Source organism: Pontibacter sp. E15-1, from assembly GCF_022601975.1.
Taxonomy (GTDB): Bacteria; Bacteroidota; Bacteroidia; order Cytophagales; family Hymenobacteraceae; genus Pontibacter.
This window is the reverse complement of record NZ_JAKVIR010000018.1, coordinates 62,900-78,094: the sequence shown is the minus strand read 5'-3', so window position 1 is coordinate 78,094 and position 15,195 is coordinate 62,900. Positions and strand designations below refer to the sequence as shown.

Here is a 15,195-nt window from a genome sequence, read left to right as displayed (position 1 = left end):
TACATGAGAACCTACACCGATAGTATAAGTAGCCGCGCCGCAAAGTCGCTTCTATTCCTTTTCTTGCTCCTGCTGGCGGGGCAGGGGTATGGCCAGGGAACACCAGAGCCTGAGGTATCCGACATCAGCACCAATCGCCCGGACCTGTCGCAGAGTGCGCAGGTGGTGCCACAGGGCACCGTGCAGGTAGAGGTTGGCGTAAGCTACTGGAAGGATACCCCCGACGGGACACGGGTCAACGCCCATACCTACCCGGATGTGGCGGTGCGCATTGGCCTCCTGAAATGGCTGGAGTTGCAGTTGGAAGGCGCTGTGCAGGACTCCATCGTCCGGGAGGCAGGCAGCCGCAGAAAAGTGCGTGGCGTAGGGCCATGGTCGGCGGGGGTGGTGGCAAGCCTGTGGGATGAAAAGGGCAGCTTGCCTGCGGTTGCCTTGCGGGGCGCTCTCACACTGCCCATCGGCAATGATGCCTTCGCGCCGCGCCATGCAGAACCCGAGTTTACACTGGCCGCATCGAAGAGCATAACGGAGCAGTCGGAGGTGCTGCTGAACCTGGGCTACAGTTGGGAGGGAGGCGACCCCATCCCGCACCTTGTCCTGAACCTGGGCACCGCGCTGAGCCAGACCCTATCCGTATACATCGAGACGGCCCTGGACAAACCGCAGGGGGAGGGAGCGGCCTATCTGGCAGACTCGGGTATTTTGTGGCGGCTTAGGCCAAACCTACAGCTCGATCTGGCTGCCGGCAGGCAACTCAACAGCCTGGCCACAGACTACTTTTTCACTACGGGCGTTTCGGTGCGGTTGCCGCGATAAACTTCAAGCTTGCTGCCCAACACTGCAAACGGGGGTATGGCCGCGCACCTTGTTTTGGTCTCTGGTTTCAGATGCCCTATCTTCGCTGTGTAAACCTATGGAGAACTTGCAGAGCATTCATCACATCCTGAAAACCTATTGGGGCTACGGGCAATTCAGGCCGTTGCAGGAGGAGATTATCCGGGCGGTGCTGGCAGGGCAGGACACGCTGGCCCTGCTTCCGACAGGCGGAGGTAAATCCGTTTGCTTTCAGGTGCCCGCGCTGGCGCAGGAGGGTTTGTGCCTGGTCGTTACGCCGCTCATCGCCCTGATGAAGGACCAGGTGGCGCAACTGAACAAAAGGGGCATTGCGGCGATGGCGGTATACTCCGGCATGAACCGCCGCGAGATCGACATCGCGCTCGATAATTGTGTGTACGGCCATATCAAGTTCCTCTACCTCTCGCCGGAGCGCCTGCTTACCGAGCTGTTTCAGGAGCGCGTGAAGCGTATGAAAGTGAACCTGATCGCGGTGGACGAGGCTCACTGTATCTCGCAGTGGGGGTATGATTTCAGGCCACCGTACCTGCAACTGGCGGAGTTGCGCGAGGCATTGCCCAAGGTGCCGGTCATCGCCCTGACGGCCACAGCCACGGAGCGGGTGAAGCAGGACATACAGGAGAAACTGAAATTCCCGAAGCCGAACGTGTTTCAGAAAAGCTTCGCCCGCGCCAACCTGTCCTATTCCTGCCTCGAAACCGAGGACAAAACAGGCCGCCTGCTGGAGATGTTGCAGCGGATGTCCGGCCAGAGTATTGTGTATGTGCGCAGTCGCCGCCAGACGGCAGAGGTGGCCAGGCTGCTGCAAAGCAGGCAAATTCCGGCTGCGGCCTACCATGCCGGGCTTAAGTTTGAGGAGCGCAACGCCGTGCAGCAAAGCTGGATTGAAGACAGGGTGCGCGTGATGGTGGCCACCAATGCCTTTGGGATGGGCATCGACAAGCCAGACGTGCGACTGGTGGTGCACCTGGACCTGCCGGAGAGCCTGGAGGCGTACTATCAGGAGGCAGGGCGCGCGGGGCGCGATGAGCGGTATGCCTACGCTGTGATTCTGCATGGCCCGAACGACGTGGAAGCGCTGCAGCGCAAGGTGCAGGAGGCACACCCGTCGGTTGAGTTGATTCGGAGGGTATACCAGTGCCTGGCCAATTACTACCAACTGGCTGTGGGCAGTGGCCTGATGAGCAGCTTTGACTTTGATCTGGCGGCTTTTGCCAAAACCTACAAATTGCAGCCGCTGGAGGTGCACCATACCATTAAGCGGCTGGAGGGAGAGGGACACCTGCAGCTGAATGAGAGCTATTACATGCCCTCCCGGCTGATGCTGCTGCTCAACAATCTGGCCCTGTATGAGTTCCAGCTGGCCAACCCCGACCACGACCGCCTGATCCGGATGGTGCTGCGGGTATATGGCGGCGAGGCGTTTACAAATTATGTGAAGCTTTCGGAGCGGCGGCTGGCGCAGCAACTGAACATGCCAGAGCAGGAGCTGCGCCGCAAACTCGACTACCTCAGCAAGCTTCAGGTGATCGCCTACGAGCCAAAGCACGATTCGCCGCAGCTGGTGTTCACGAAGCCCCGCGAAGACGCGGCCACGCTCGCCCTGGACACCAGGCGGCTGGCTACCCTGCGCGAGCGGGCGCTGGTGCAGGCCCGCGAGATGGGTCGCTACGTTGGCACCGCCAACCGCTGCCGCACGCAGCTGCTTTTAGCCTATTTTGGCGAAGCGTCCGATATCCGTTGCCGCATCTGCGACTACTGTATGGCGGAGCGTAAAAAAGAACGGGAAAGCCAGCAGCAGGATGCCCTGCGCGACCAAGTGCTGGCGCTGCTCCAAAAGGAGGCCTGTCTGCCCAAAGCGCTGCTCCTGCAGTTTGAACCACAGCACGCCGAAACCGTGATCGCCGTGGTGCGCGAGCTCCTGGACCTCGGGCAACTGCAGTACCAGGAAAACGGGAAACTAACTTTTGTCGAGTTGGCGGGAAGATAGAGGCCGCTTCAGTTCTGGATCCGACTTTTGCCCGCCTCGCGCAATGTGGTCACGTTGTCCACTATTTCAGGGTTCGGCGACGTCAAAAACACCGATGATTTGTGCCAGTACCGGGCTAAATCGGCATTTACCCAAAACTTACTGTTCGCTTCTCCATCTAAGGCATCCATAAAGTAAAGCGACTGCGGGATAGCAGGCAACGGCGCAAGGGCACAGGTGTCGCATCCGGAGTTTTGGAGGTAGGTATACCGTTCGTTGAGGGCAGCATCATAGGCTTGGGCCTTTCCGGAGATCAAATCAATGTATGCCGTTGCGATAGTGCTGTTCATGTCAAAAACCGAAAGCAGCAGGAGTATGAATGCGGCCACAGGCAATGCGGGTGAGAGATTGCGCTCGGAACGGAGCAAGTGCCCATAGGTGGTGAGTGCAACCTGCAGGTTATAGAACCAGCCGAAGACAAAGAAAAAGTAAATCACATTCTCTACCCTTGGCGTAGGGCGCTCCCCGACTGCCCAGGTATAGGCAAATTGCATGAGAAAGAGCGTTACGAGGTAATAGAGTAACGATACCCGCAGATCTACCCTAAAGATGGCATCCCTGACTTTCTTGTCCGCCAAAGGCAGGCCCCAGTAAATAACATACAGTACCGATGCAATAAGCACTGGCGCAAGCCACCGGTAAAAGCTCAAAATGGTTAAGAAAGCGGCATAGGTTAATGCCCAAAGTGGTTTTTTCCCATCCGGGTGATCCTCCATGCGGGCATAGTTTCCGGGAGCCAGTACCGCCACCAGGCACGCCACAGTGCAGATAAACAGGAGGAAAGCAAGATAAGGCCTGTTTTGTGTGTCCTTCCAATTTAGGTAAAAAAGGAGAAGCACAGTTGTAAAGGCCATGACGATGGACATTTCGTTTGAGCCGACAATGGCAATACACAGCACAGCTGCAAGCCCGATGTATACCAGCTTCAGCACTTGGTTGCCTGTCTGGAAGAAGCTGACGAGCAAGGCCAGTACCATCAGCATCATGATGTTAGGAAGCTGGTAAGCAAGGAGTCCGGGCATCCAAAACAGCCCTTCGGACACGCTTGGCAACTGTAAGATATACAGACTGATAAACAATACTGCCAAGGCGCTAAACTGCAATGGGTTGCAGCTTTTGTTCAGGAGGGTATAAATCAGGAGGTAAATAGATGCTGCAAAAAGCATGATCAGCAGGAATGAGTACAGCTTGTATCCGTCAAAATCATGACTATTAACGGGACTCAGTATTGTAGAAGCCGTACTAAAATACCTGCCTGACCAGTTTAAGTAAAAATTGACCTGTGTTTCCCAGAAGTTAAACGTATTGTCCCGCACTGCAAAGCCAAAATCGTCTGCCTGCGGGTGATTATATAGCGTCAGGAGCAGGAAAGGGACTAAAACCAACAGACCTGTACCCAGAATGGCAAGGTAGGCAATCTTTTGTCTTTCAACAGGTGCGTGTGGCATGGAGGGGTTTAGGCGATTCGTTTTTCAAATATAAAACAAATCTATACCAGTAAGCAGCGTACTGTTGGTGCAATTACGGATTCAGCGCGGTCTGCTTAGGGTATGATTTAATCTGTGTCGTGTCCATATCTCAATTTACTTGCCCTTTTGCGTGACTAACGGCAAAGGGGCAAACCTTGAAGTACTTCTCACATCAAGTCCAGGGGCATCCTCTCGCCAAGCCAGACGTACGGCTGGTGCCGGAGAGCTTGAAAGCGTACTATCAGGAGCCATCGCATACATCCCATGCCAGGCACCGCGGCAGTTTAGCAGAGCAACAGAAAACTTCCATACCCCATACTTTACCGATTGACGATGCCAACCAGGCGTTGCGTTTATAGTCTTACAGATCTGTCCACCCTCCAAATACTGCTTCTGCCCTGGCTGCATCCGATCTTTACGTTTAAAGCGCGGTGACATGCAACGTTTCGCGTGTTTTGCCCATTCCATATAAGAGGCCCGGGCTTAAACTGAAAAACACATGAGAAACTATCATAACCAAAAAGCAGGAAGCACATGGCTGTGGGTATTCCTGCTGCTTGCCCTGCCAGTACTTAGCGCCTGCGACGACCTTAGATGCATCAAGGGCGAAGGCGACGTGGAACGCCGGGTATTACAGCTACAGCCGTTTAGCGAGGTGGAGGCAAATGGCGATTTCAGGGTATACCTGACCCAGGGGCCCACACAGCAGGTTGAAGTAATGGGCGAACCAAACATTCTGGATCAGCTGAGCACGCAGGTGCGCAACGGCAAATGGAAAATAGAGCACGAGGATTGCGTGCGCCGGAGCGAGGATGTGGCTGTGTACATCACCATTCCCGAGGTAAAAGGTGTATACCTAAACGGCTCCGGCAGCATATACGGAGAGAATAAAATTGTCGCTGCCGACTTGCCCGTGGAGGTGAACGGCTCAGGTAGGGTAATGATGGAGGTAGAGGCCTCCAAAGTGATCCTTCGGATGACCGGATCGGGAGACGCACAGCTGAGCGGTGCCACCGATATGCAGAGTATCAACATGTCCGGCTCGTGCACTGCTGCCATGTTTGGGTTGCTGGCCAAAGACGTGGGCGTGCGCATTACGGGTTCCGGGACAGCCGAGGTGAGCGCCAGCAGCACACTAACCGTTAATATCACGGGCAGTGGAAAGGTATACTATACTGGCAACCCCACAGTAAACGCATCTGTCAGCGGCTCGGGCAAAGTGGTGCAAAAATAATTGCCAGGCACCCATCCCCACGTGTTTTGAGCAAGGTTGATTTATAGGTTGCTGAGGTATACATAACCCAAGAGTCCGCAGCCATCTTAACCCCTTGTTTTCCTGGGAGATCTCCTGATCATGAGCTTTTGACTTTGGTACAATCCAGCTGTTTTTAATACATCTTGTTGTCGTTTGCCGCCTCTTCCGGGATTCTCTGTATGGAATCCCAGTGCTCTACAATCTTCCCATTTTCGTCGAACCTGAAGAAGTCCATCGTCACCCACTCGTCGTTGCCGGGCCATACCTGGTGGGTATGCAACGCCACAAGATCATCCTCCGCCACAGCTCTTACAAACGTAATCGACTTATCGGGGTACTCGTGCTGCATACGCTTGAAGTAGGCGATAAAGGGTTCGATGCCATCCGCAACCAGCGGGTTGTGCTGGGTATAGCTGGAGCCAGCATATAGCGCTGCCGCTTGCCGTGGATCGCCTTGGTAAGCCATTTTATAAAAGGCAATGGCGTTTTCTTTGTTTTTCCGGATATCCATACGTGCTGTTTCTTTCTTGTTTATACTTGGGCAGCCTGTTGCTGTTGCCTATATAAAGCAAGCATGTTGTGGGGAGATTTTGCGCTGCCCCGGTGCTTTATACATACGCTTTGCTTACTCCTTCTGGCTTTCCAGCAAATGCTCCAATTCTTCTGCCGTGTAAACTTTCCCGCCAAAAATAACGGTATGGATGCCTTGGGTATGGCTGATGTTCTCCAGCGGGTTATTGTCCAGGATCACCAGGTCCGCCACTTTGCCTTGCTGTACGCTTCCATACTGTTGGGCCTTGCCCATCACGTTGGCCCCGTTTATGGTGGCAGTCCGGAGCGCCTGTGCAGGCGTGAGGCCGGCTTCCACCAACAGTTCCAGCTCTTTGTGCAGCGACTCCCCAGGGTATACATACGAGTTGTAAGCGCCCGCGTCGGAACCGGCCAGTAGCGTTACGCCTGCTTGCTGCATGGCGGGCACCATGGTATGGAACCGGGCGTTGAGGTCGCGCATAAACTGCACCGTCTCCGCCGACTGCCGCTTGGCGCTGTCGAAGCGGCGGGCATAGGTTTGCTGTATACCGGGCCCGATGTATGCCAGGTAGTCGTCTGTGCTATGGTCATCCTGCTGCAGGTTGTTGAGCACCCGGCTGATGTGCAGCGTGGGTACCACGGCGGTATTGGCTTTGGCCATACGCTGGAAAAACTGCCGTGCCGTGGTGGTGTCGTAAGATGAATAAACCCAGCCGAGGGCAGTATAAAACCCGATGGGCTGATCGGTATAGGTGCTTTTGCGCACCAGTGCAGTAAGGCTGTCTTCCTGCGCTGATCCGGCCTTGAAAGCGTAGTACAGGTGCTCGGTGATGTCGAGGCCGCGGTCGATGGCCTCGCCCAGCGTGATGGTGAAGGGCATGTGGCCGGAGGTTTTCATTCCCCTGGCCTCGGCCTGCTCCACAATCGCCAGAAAAACCTCCCCCGAAATGGTGCTGTCGTAAATCTTCACGAAGTCCACCCCGAGGCGCTGCAGCGAGTCCAGGGCGGCAGGCACGTCGGCGACGGTGGCCACAGGTATAGAGCCCTCCCAGATCGGGTTAGGGCCGTCCAATTTCGGGCCCGCCGAAATGATCCTGGGGCCTACCAGTTTTTCAGCCGCTATTTCGTCGCGCCACTGTCGGATGGCTGGGTAGAGGTCTCCGCCGGCATCGCGCACTGTGGTTATACCGTTGGCGATGTAGAGGGGCAGCAAACGCTTATTCTCTTCCTCCAGGGCCATGCCGCCGCGCAGGTGGATGTGGTTGTCCCAGAGGCCGGGGATGATGTACTTGCCCTGCGCGTCGATGGTAGTGTCGGACTTGTAGGTTTTGCCAGGTTTTGTGTCGGTGATGTCTGTAATCACACCGGCATCAACCAGCAGCGTTTTGCCCGGAAACACCTTGCCCGAGACGACGTCCACCACATTGGCGTTGGTAATCACAAGGTCGTGGGTGGAGGGTTGTAAGAGGGCGCAGCCAGCGAGAAGAAACGTGTAGAGGAACAGTGCAAGGGTCGTGAGCAATTTCATGGGGGAGGCTTTAGCGTAGAGTTTGTGGTATGGCTTTGGTTAGTCTTTCTGGTTTTTGGGAGATACAGCCAGCACCATGTGCTGCGTGGATGGCGTAAACCCCTGCCGTTCCCAAAACCGGATGCCCGCTTTGTTCTTTACGGACACCTGCAGCTCGATGTGGTCGGCCCCGTGGTCGATCAGCCAGTTTCTGGCGGCTTCCACCAGCAGGCTGCCCACGCCGGTGCCCCGGTATCTTTCCTTTACGATGGTCTCGGCAATGTAGCCTTTGCGCGAAAGCCTGAAACCCGGTGCCGACTGTTTCAGGGTAGCCACAATCAGGCCCTGCCACTCGTCTTGCCGCACATACCCAAAAAAGCGCGTGTCTCTGGCCTTCAACCGCGACAGCAACTCTTTGTGTAGCTCCTGATCGCTGCCCGGTTTATACCGGAAAACAGGGTGGTGGGACTGATGCATGTCCAGCAGCTCGTGCCAGAGGGCATATATGTCGTCAATATCGTCGGGGTCGGCTTCTCGGATCACGGTGTTTTTAAAACGCTATACGGTATTCGTTGGGGCACGTGTTCGGTTTAAGTAACAAGTTTATTGCCTTCAGGCAGCGTCAGATGGCTTTAGCTTGTACTCGTGCGCCAGTTTTTTTTCTCTGCGGTGTATGCGATACCCTAAAAGCAGCGAAAGCACGACAATGGCGGGCAGGCCGTTGCGCACGTCAAGGCTAACCAGGATTTCCTGTTTCGATAAACCAACCCCTGTGCATAGCTTTTTCAATTTATCTCAGGAGTCGAACAGGATGAAAAAAACGTGATAGTCACAAAATTCAGGAGGATGCCTTGGGCGAGGAGGAGGGCGTTATGTTTGTTCATGGGTGTGGTAGCGAGGTATAAATGGGTATGAAAATCAGTGATTAGCAAGGGGCTTACTCGATGATAATATCATATTTATCCAGCAGCCCAACAACTCCGGTCAGGGAGAATTTCGCTTTTTTGATGCGGTTTGCCTCCGGGTCGAAGGCGTAGTGGCTGGACGAGCGGAAGTCGGCTTTCTCCAGGATGGTTTGTTGAAATATTGTGCGCGTCAGGTCGCAGTGCACGAAGGCAGCCCCGGTCAGGTCGGACTGGGTAAAGTTGGCTTCTTTGATGCTGCAGTCTTTAAAGGAAGTCTTCCGGAGCTTTCGCTTAAAGTAGGAGGTGAAGTCGAGGATGCAGGTATCGAAGGCTACTTCGAACAGGAACTCACTGCAGGCGCTAAAGTCGATGCCCAGCATTTTGCAGTGTGCAAACCGAACGTCCTTCAGGCCCGTCTGAGCCAGTTGCATCATGCTTAAATTGCAGTTTTCGAACCGACAGTCGAGGAACTCGTTGCCCGAGAAGTTGCTGTCCGAAAAATCGCAGTTAGTGAACGTGCAAGCCTCAAACTCTCTGCCGCTGACTGTTTTGCCAGCGTAATTTATCCTGTCGAATACCTTGTCGATGTGGTGGGTTTCTTTCATTTAGTCAAGCGTCATTTTCAGTTGGTATAGGTCGAAGCCCTTTGCCCAGAAATCCTTTTCAGTCCGTTCCAGCACAAAGCCCATTTTTTCATAAAACGGGTAGACCAATTGCGAGGTCCTTACTGTGATCCGGCGGATCGTTGGCATCTGTTTAATATGGTTGATTCTGTGCAGCATCAGCTGCGTTCCGATTCCTTGCCCCTGAAAATCGGGGTGAATAATGTCCCAGGAGATTCGGGCTTCTGGTTGGCCCGCAACATAATTTATACCCCCTGCACCAATGATACGCCTGTTTTCTTCCATCACAAAATAGTCTTCCCTAAACTGGAGAAGGTATGCCACAAAATCACTTTCCTCGTCCGGGTGAAAATAGCGCGGGATGTTAAGCTGCAGTAAGGCGATAAGCTCTCCTTCGTCTGCTGGGGTATAGGCTCGGATCATACATTATAACTACAATTGTCAGAATTGTGTAGCGTTATTGTCAAGGTGTAAAAGCATGGCCTTTATACCTAAGGGAGGGCCTGTAATCGGCATTCAAATTTCTTATTCAAACTCCAACTCAATCCCTCCAAGCCATTTTGCCACTACATTAAACAGGATCGCTTCTACCAGGCCGAGGACAAACCCTGCGATGGCAGCGAGGGCGGGCATCGCCAGGAGGGCCATCAATGCCAGTACAGTGCCATAGCTTAAACCGGGCGTTTCTGATGTAATGACCCAGCCCAAGCTCACGAGTGTATCCACAAGCAGCCCGCCAATGGAATACCAGATCCCGCAAATCATACCCACTAGCGCTAACAATATCGCTTGAAACTTTGCGAAAGAGAGCACATTGACTTTTTTTATTTTTGCCATAGTAATCTTCGCTTATAGGTATAGCTTGCTGCCATACCATTGTCTCCTTGTATTACATATTTCAGGGTGTAGATACCTGAATTAGTTGGGAAAATCACCTTTTGAGTACTGAATTATCCAATGTAAACACCCCTCTGAACTATGGTCGCAAGCTTCAAACGCACGTTCTCGCTTGTCCTCAAGGGGAGAATCTTCTAGCATGACACAGACAGCCCCGCTCCTCAGAGAGGCACATCATGTGATAGTTTGTCCAGCTTTTGTAAACCGCAACCTGTACGACTACTTAACCAATTTAATTGCCAGAAGTAGCGTTTGATTTATATGCTTAGAAAGGTTTTTATTACTCATTTCTAATTCTTAATTTTTAATTTGGCGAAGCACTACATTTAACGGCTGATTATCTCAAAACAGACTTAAAACAAAAATCCCCTGCCGCTCAGTAGCGCGACAGGGGATTTTTTAGGTATGAAGTAAGCAAGCCGACTATCTGCCTCTGCCTTTCGTGTTTTTGGTTGATTTGCGCGGGCCACCGCTGGTGGTGCCCCGGCCACGGCCTGCAGCCGACGGCTTGTCTTTGCTACGGAGGGCTGTTTTACCCACGCCGCCTCTTCCGCGGAGCAAAGCAGACTTCGGGTTCACAAATTCATCTTTCGGGGCGGCAGGAGCAGCCTTCGGTTTGCGCGAAGATCCTTTCGGGCGGTCGTTGCTTGGTTTTGGCTTACTACCTTCGCCACGAGGCCTGGCCTTTACCCTTGGCTTTTTGCTCGGAGCTGCCTCCTCGTCAAAGTCAAGGAAAGAAGCCTCTTCGGTGTTCACCGACTCGGCCAGCATCTGGTGCAGCGTATCCGTTTCCTCCTGCGTCAGGTGTCGCCAGTTGCCTACCGGCTGGCTGCCCAGCTTAATGTTCATCACGCGCGTGCGCTTCAGGCGGACCACTTTGTACTCCAGCGCCTCGCACATACGGCGAATCTGGCGGTTCAGGCCCTGCGTCAGGATAATGCGAAAGGTGTTCTTGCCCTGCTGATGCACCGTGCACTTTTGGGTAACGGTGTCCAGGATGCGCACGCCGTTGGTCATGCGCGAGATAAAGTCATTTGTGAGCGGCTTGTCTACCGTCACGATATATTCTTTCTCGTGGAGGTTTCCCGCCCGCAGGATCTTGTTGATGATGTCGCCGTTGTTGGTGAGCAGGATCAGGCCTTCGGTTGGGTTGTCGAGGCGGCCGATCGGGAAGATGCGCTTCGGAAAACCGATGAAGTCGATGATGTTGTTTTTGTCCTTGGTGTCGGTGGTGGTGGTAACGCCCGCCGGCTTGTTAAAGGCAATGTAAACAGGGCGGTCGGTTGGCTTTTTGTGCTTGATCTGCTCGCCGTCCACGGCCACTTTATCGCCTGCTTTCACGGTGGCGCCCATGCGGGGCTCCTTGCCGTTAATGGTCACGCGGCCTTCCTCTATGTAGCGGTCGGCCTCGCGGCGAGAGCAAAAACCAGAGTCAGAGATGAATTTATTCAGGCGTATGTTGCTATCTGTATCTGTAGCCATAAGTGTTGATCTTTTCTAAAATAGTGGCGGGGTAGGCCAGGGTATACTATAATCAGGGGCGCCACGCATACATTTTATACGCCGATGCGGGCAGGGCAGGGGTATAGCGTGGTGTTGATGCTGCCAGGGGAGCGGGTAATGCTGTGTTACTACCTGTGAAAGGTGTATACGTATAATTTCTCCACTTTTTCGCGCGCCCACGGCGTTTTACGCAGAAACTTCAGGCTGGACTTGATGCTGGGGTTGCTGTTAAAGCTGTTGATATTGATTTTATACCCCAGCTCTTCCCATCCATAATAATCTACCAGAAGCACCAGAATCATCTCCAGTGTTTTGCCATGCAGCGGGTTGTTTTTTTGCTCTTCCATCATACGAAGCACAAAATTAGTCAATTCCGGCAGAAAAGAACACGGCAAACCCGAGAAATACAGCCGCGGTAAAGTTCAGGCCTTTCTGTGCTGCCGCTGCAACGTATCAAATCGCTCTTAGCCCTCGAAGCCTTCCAGCACGACCATTCTGGTATTGGCCGCACGCTGGCGTATGGCCCTCGCTTCAGTATATTCCGGCGAGTTCCACCATTCCTGTGCCCGTTCCATCGTCGGGAACTCCAGCACCACGGTGCGGACTGATTTTTCATCGCCCTCCAGCGTTACGGTAGCTCCGCCCCGCACGATAAACCTGCCATCATATTTGGCCAGGGTGGCGGGGGTAAGCTTTTTGTAATCCTCGTAAGTCGTCGGGTCCGTTACTTCTACTTCAACAAGTACGTATGCTGCCATTTTTTCTTTGTTTGTGATGTATGGATAGGTATGATTACAGCTGAAATGGTGTCTTGATTAGCTTTCCTTGGCCGGGTCCAACCACCCCCGGCCCCTCCTTGTCCAAGGAGGGGAGTTTTCTGCTTTATGGGCTTCTCCTGCTCATCCCCTAAAGTGGTTTTCTGCTTTACCGGATTCCCCTCCTCGGAGGGGTAGGGGTGGGTTTTTCTGCCACTCAACAGTATGGGGAATCGCTTCGAATGAGTTCAGATTTCTTGCCAGGGCTCGAAATGACATAGCGAGATTTTTAGCTGTTACTGGCTTTTTGTCTTTGGCTGCTGTACCTGGGCTTTGGCGTTTTTCTCCCGCAGTTGCTTTTTCAGTTGCTTCGAGGCGTGCTCGATGTTGAAGTAGAGCGGGAGCTTTGCTCCGTCTTCCTGCGAAACATACTCCAGCACATCCAGAAAATGGCCGTGCTTGTCGGTGTTGGAGCCCATGGTGCCGATGTCCGCATCCAGGTACTTGCGGATAAAGTTCTGCCCATCTACGGGTGTGAGCGAGAATAGGGCGGAGTCGGGGTGGAGGCCGGAGCCGGACAGGGCCATGGCGTCCATGATGCGCTGAAACTGCCTCCCGAAATAGGCTGAAGAGTCGGGTTTCTGCAGCTGGTGGTAGGCAAAGGACAGTTCGATCAGTGTCATCTGGTGCAGAGGGTGCGTTTTGTTGAAGCTTCTTCCTTTCCGAACCGCCTCCCGGTGTTTTCCGGTGTCATTCAATTTGTAAATGGCGCGTTCCGTGTCGAGGTCGCCGTATGCGTCATACTGTTTTTCTGCCGTGAACCCGATCATCAGGGCCAGCACCTCAAAATCCGTCAGGCTGGGGTCGTTCTGCACAAACCGCTTCACCTGCTTTGGGTAGTATAGCTTGTCGGTTTTTGCCTGAGTGCGGGCCAGCACGGTGGGGTAATCCGAATGGTAGGTAAAATCAAAATCCTGCCCCGACGAGGAGAGGGTAAGCAAAGCCAGGAGTAATATGGACAAGGTTGCTTTCATGTTTCTTTTCGTAGTTTAATTAACACCGTTTGGCAGCTTGCGCGTTCAGAAAGTGCTGCTTTGCGTGCAATTGGGGGCTTGTTATATAGTTATTTAGCGGTTTTTACTGGAGAAGCGCACGGGTGGCTTCCGGTGTTTGGTGCCCTGCTCGTAGGCGTAGGTCAGGCGGATGAGCGTGGGCTCGTCGAATATGCGGCCCAGGAACTGCAGCCCGGCAGGCAGGTTGTCGTAGGTATAGCCCATCGGCACCGTAAACGCCGGTTGGCCGGTATGCGGGGCAATAATCTGGCTGTTGTCGCCTTTATACCCTTTCAGATCGCCCACGCGGGCAGGCGGGTTGTTCCAGGTCGGGTAGATGAGCGCCTCCACCTTGTTTGCATCCATGGCAGCCTCCACCGCCTCTCGGAAAGCAATGCGGCGCGGGTCGCTGTAGGCGTCGCCGCAGGTATGTGTCGTCATGTCTTCGTGCTGCTCCTGCGCCATGTGGTGTTTCAGGTTTTCTTCGATGTATGGCGCGTATTTGCCCGAGGCGATGATCTCTTCCAGACTGGTTACCGGCACGCTGTCGCCGAGCGCGAACAGGTATTGGTTGATGTCGTGCCGGAAAACGGAGCACCACTGGTTCTGGCGCAGGTTGTCAAAATCCGCTACTTCCACCGAGTCCACCACCACGGCACCCAGGCGGCGCAGGTCGGCAATGGCCTGCTCGAAAAGCGCCTTCACCTGCGGATCAGGGTCTTTCTCGCTGAGCGTGCGCAGCACCCCAATGCGGGCTCCTTTCAATCCGTCTCTCTTCAGATACTGGGTATAGGTATCCGGCACGTGGCCCCGACTCTGTGCTGTCAGCGGGTCGGCGGGGTCGTATCCGGCCGTTGCCTCCAGCACTTTGGTGGCGTCCTCTACGGTGCGCGCCATCGGGCCGCCCACGTCGTTGCGCAGGTATAACGGCGCGATGCCGCTTCGGCTGGTCAGGCCAAGCGTGGTCCGGAAGCCCACCAGCGCATTGTGTGCCGACGGCCCCCGAACAGAATTACCGGTGTCGGTGCCCAGGCCCACCGTGCCGAAGTTGGCGGCCACAGCCGCGGCCGTTCCTCCGCTGGAGCCAGCCGGCACATGGGCCAGGTTATAAGGATTCAGGGTTTCGCCGGCAATAGAGCTGATGGTCACCATCGGGCTAAAGGCCCACTCCGCCATGTTTGACTTGGCCAGCACAATTGCACCGGCTTCTTTCAGGGCCTTTACCTGGTATGCGTCGGAGGAAGGAGCGAAGCCCTTCATGGCCAGCGAGCCGGCGGTGGTTTGCAAGCCCTTGGTGTTGTAGTTGTCCTTCACGACGACAGGGATACAGTGCAGGTTCCGCAGTTTTCCGGTCTGGGCATATTCCTGGTCGAGTTGCCGCGCGATGCTGAGCGCCTCGGGATTGGTGACGATGATGGCGTTGAGCTTGGTTGGCTTGTCGTAGCTTTTGATGCGGTTGAGGTAGGTCGTTACGAGTTTCTCGCAGCTGCAGGCGCCCTCTTGAAGGGCCTGATGTATCTCAGCGATAGTGGCTTCCTCTACGTCAAAGGGCTTTTTCTTTTTGGCGGCGGTGCTGGACGGTTGCTGCACGCAGCCACTGATAAGTAAGGTGAAAAGCAGGAAAAGGGTAAGCGGTATATGTTTGGCGCGCATGAACAATAGCAGTAAAGGGTGTTGTGAAGTAAAGCTACTGGTATTTCAGGAAAGACGAAACCGGAGTTTCTGAAAATAAGCTTATTTTGTTTAGGTATTTTACCGATGCTATATAGTATATTCGGTAAATCGATTCCGTTTAGAAGCCGGATTGGGTGGGT

Annotated in this window: 16 protein-coding genes; 3 read left to right on the top strand and 13 right to left on the bottom strand. The window is 54.1% G+C overall.

Going from position 1 to position 15,195, the window contains the following annotated elements; all coding sequences use genetic code 11:
• The first annotated feature begins 3 nt into the window (after positions 1-3).
• Together MKJ04_RS13825 and MKJ04_RS13820 are read left to right on the top strand one after the other, a co-directional pair.
• Positions 4-816 carry a transporter gene (locus MKJ04_RS13825; RefSeq protein ID WP_241642243.1) on the top strand — a complete coding sequence of 271 codons (813 nt, stop codon included), beginning with the start codon at positions 4-6 and terminating at the stop codon, positions 814-816.
• 97 nt (positions 817-913) lie between these two features.
• Entirely contained in the window at positions 914-2,845 is a 1,932-nt protein-coding gene (locus MKJ04_RS13820; RefSeq protein ID WP_241642242.1) for an ATP-dependent DNA helicase RecQ, read from the top strand.
• Positions 2,846-2,853: 8 nt separating this feature from the next.
• On the opposite strand, the gene MKJ04_RS13815 is transcribed toward MKJ04_RS13820, so the two are convergent.
• On the bottom strand, positions 2,854-4,332 hold the full coding sequence (locus tag MKJ04_RS13815) for a DUF6056 family protein (RefSeq protein WP_241642241.1): 1,479 nt from the start codon (positions 4,330-4,332) through the stop codon (positions 2,854-2,856).
• Positions 4,333-4,852: 520 nt separating this feature from the next.
• On the opposite strand from MKJ04_RS13815, the gene MKJ04_RS13810 reads away from it, so the two are divergent.
• Positions 4,853-5,587, top strand: a complete 735-nt coding sequence (locus MKJ04_RS13810; RefSeq protein WP_241642240.1) for a head GIN domain-containing protein — start codon at positions 4,853-4,855, stop codon at positions 5,585-5,587.
• A 154-nt stretch (positions 5,588-5,741) separates the two neighbouring features.
• On the opposite strand, the gene MKJ04_RS13805 is transcribed toward MKJ04_RS13810, so the two are convergent.
• From MKJ04_RS13805 to MKJ04_RS13750, 12 genes are all read right to left on the bottom strand, one after another.
• Positions 5,742-6,119 carry a nuclear transport factor 2 family protein gene (locus tag MKJ04_RS13805; protein ID WP_241642239.1) on the bottom strand — a complete coding sequence of 126 codons (378 nt, stop codon included), beginning with the start codon at positions 6,117-6,119 and terminating at the stop codon, positions 5,742-5,744.
• A 114-nt stretch (positions 6,120-6,233) separates the two neighbouring features.
• Positions 6,234-7,667 carry an amidohydrolase family protein gene (locus tag MKJ04_RS13800; protein WP_241642238.1) on the bottom strand — a complete coding sequence of 478 codons (1,434 nt, stop codon included), beginning with the start codon at positions 7,665-7,667 and terminating at the stop codon, positions 6,234-6,236.
• A gap of 39 nt (positions 7,668-7,706) precedes the next feature.
• Positions 7,707-8,189: a GNAT family N-acetyltransferase gene (locus MKJ04_RS13795; protein ID WP_241642237.1), complete on the bottom strand. Its 483-nt coding sequence runs from the start codon at positions 8,187-8,189 to the stop codon at positions 7,707-7,709.
• 69 nt (positions 8,190-8,258) lie between these two features.
• The gene (locus tag MKJ04_RS13790) at positions 8,259-8,435 is read right to left on the bottom strand and encodes a hypothetical protein (RefSeq protein WP_241642236.1); all 177 of its coding nucleotides are present in this window, start codon (positions 8,433-8,435) and stop codon (positions 8,259-8,261) included.
• Positions 8,436-8,583: 148 nt separating this feature from the next.
• Positions 8,584-9,156 (bottom strand): pentapeptide repeat-containing protein, encoded by a 573-nt coding sequence (locus tag MKJ04_RS13785; protein WP_241642235.1) that lies wholly within the window; start codon positions 9,154-9,156, stop codon positions 8,584-8,586.
• Positions 9,157-9,597: a GNAT family N-acetyltransferase gene (locus MKJ04_RS13780; protein WP_241642234.1), complete on the bottom strand. Its 441-nt coding sequence runs from the start codon at positions 9,595-9,597 to the stop codon at positions 9,157-9,159.
• Positions 9,598-9,699: 102 nt separating this feature from the next.
• The gene (locus MKJ04_RS13775) at positions 9,700-10,011 is read right to left on the bottom strand and encodes a hypothetical protein (RefSeq protein WP_241642233.1); all 312 of its coding nucleotides are present in this window, start codon (positions 10,009-10,011) and stop codon (positions 9,700-9,702) included.
• 483 nt (positions 10,012-10,494) lie between these two features.
• A complete protein-coding gene (rluF, locus tag MKJ04_RS13770) occupies positions 10,495-11,553 on the bottom strand; it encodes a 23S rRNA pseudouridine(2604) synthase RluF (RefSeq protein WP_241642232.1) in 1,059 nt (352 codons plus the stop codon).
• Positions 11,554-11,702: 149 nt separating this feature from the next.
• Positions 11,703-11,924, bottom strand: a complete 222-nt coding sequence (locus MKJ04_RS13765) for a VF530 family DNA-binding protein (protein WP_241642231.1) — start codon at positions 11,922-11,924, stop codon at positions 11,703-11,705.
• A 114-nt stretch (positions 11,925-12,038) separates the two neighbouring features.
• The gene (locus MKJ04_RS13760; RefSeq protein WP_241642230.1) at positions 12,039-12,332 is read right to left on the bottom strand and encodes a DUF1330 domain-containing protein; all 294 of its coding nucleotides are present in this window, start codon (positions 12,330-12,332) and stop codon (positions 12,039-12,041) included.
• 293 nt (positions 12,333-12,625) lie between these two features.
• The gene (locus MKJ04_RS13755; protein ID WP_241642229.1) at positions 12,626-13,363 is read right to left on the bottom strand and encodes a DUF4919 domain-containing protein; all 738 of its coding nucleotides are present in this window, start codon (positions 13,361-13,363) and stop codon (positions 12,626-12,628) included.
• A gap of 93 nt (positions 13,364-13,456) precedes the next feature.
• Positions 13,457-15,034: an amidase family protein gene (locus MKJ04_RS13750; RefSeq protein ID WP_241642228.1), complete on the bottom strand. Its 1,578-nt coding sequence runs from the start codon at positions 15,032-15,034 to the stop codon at positions 13,457-13,459.
• Positions 15,035-15,195: the final 161 nt, after the last annotated feature.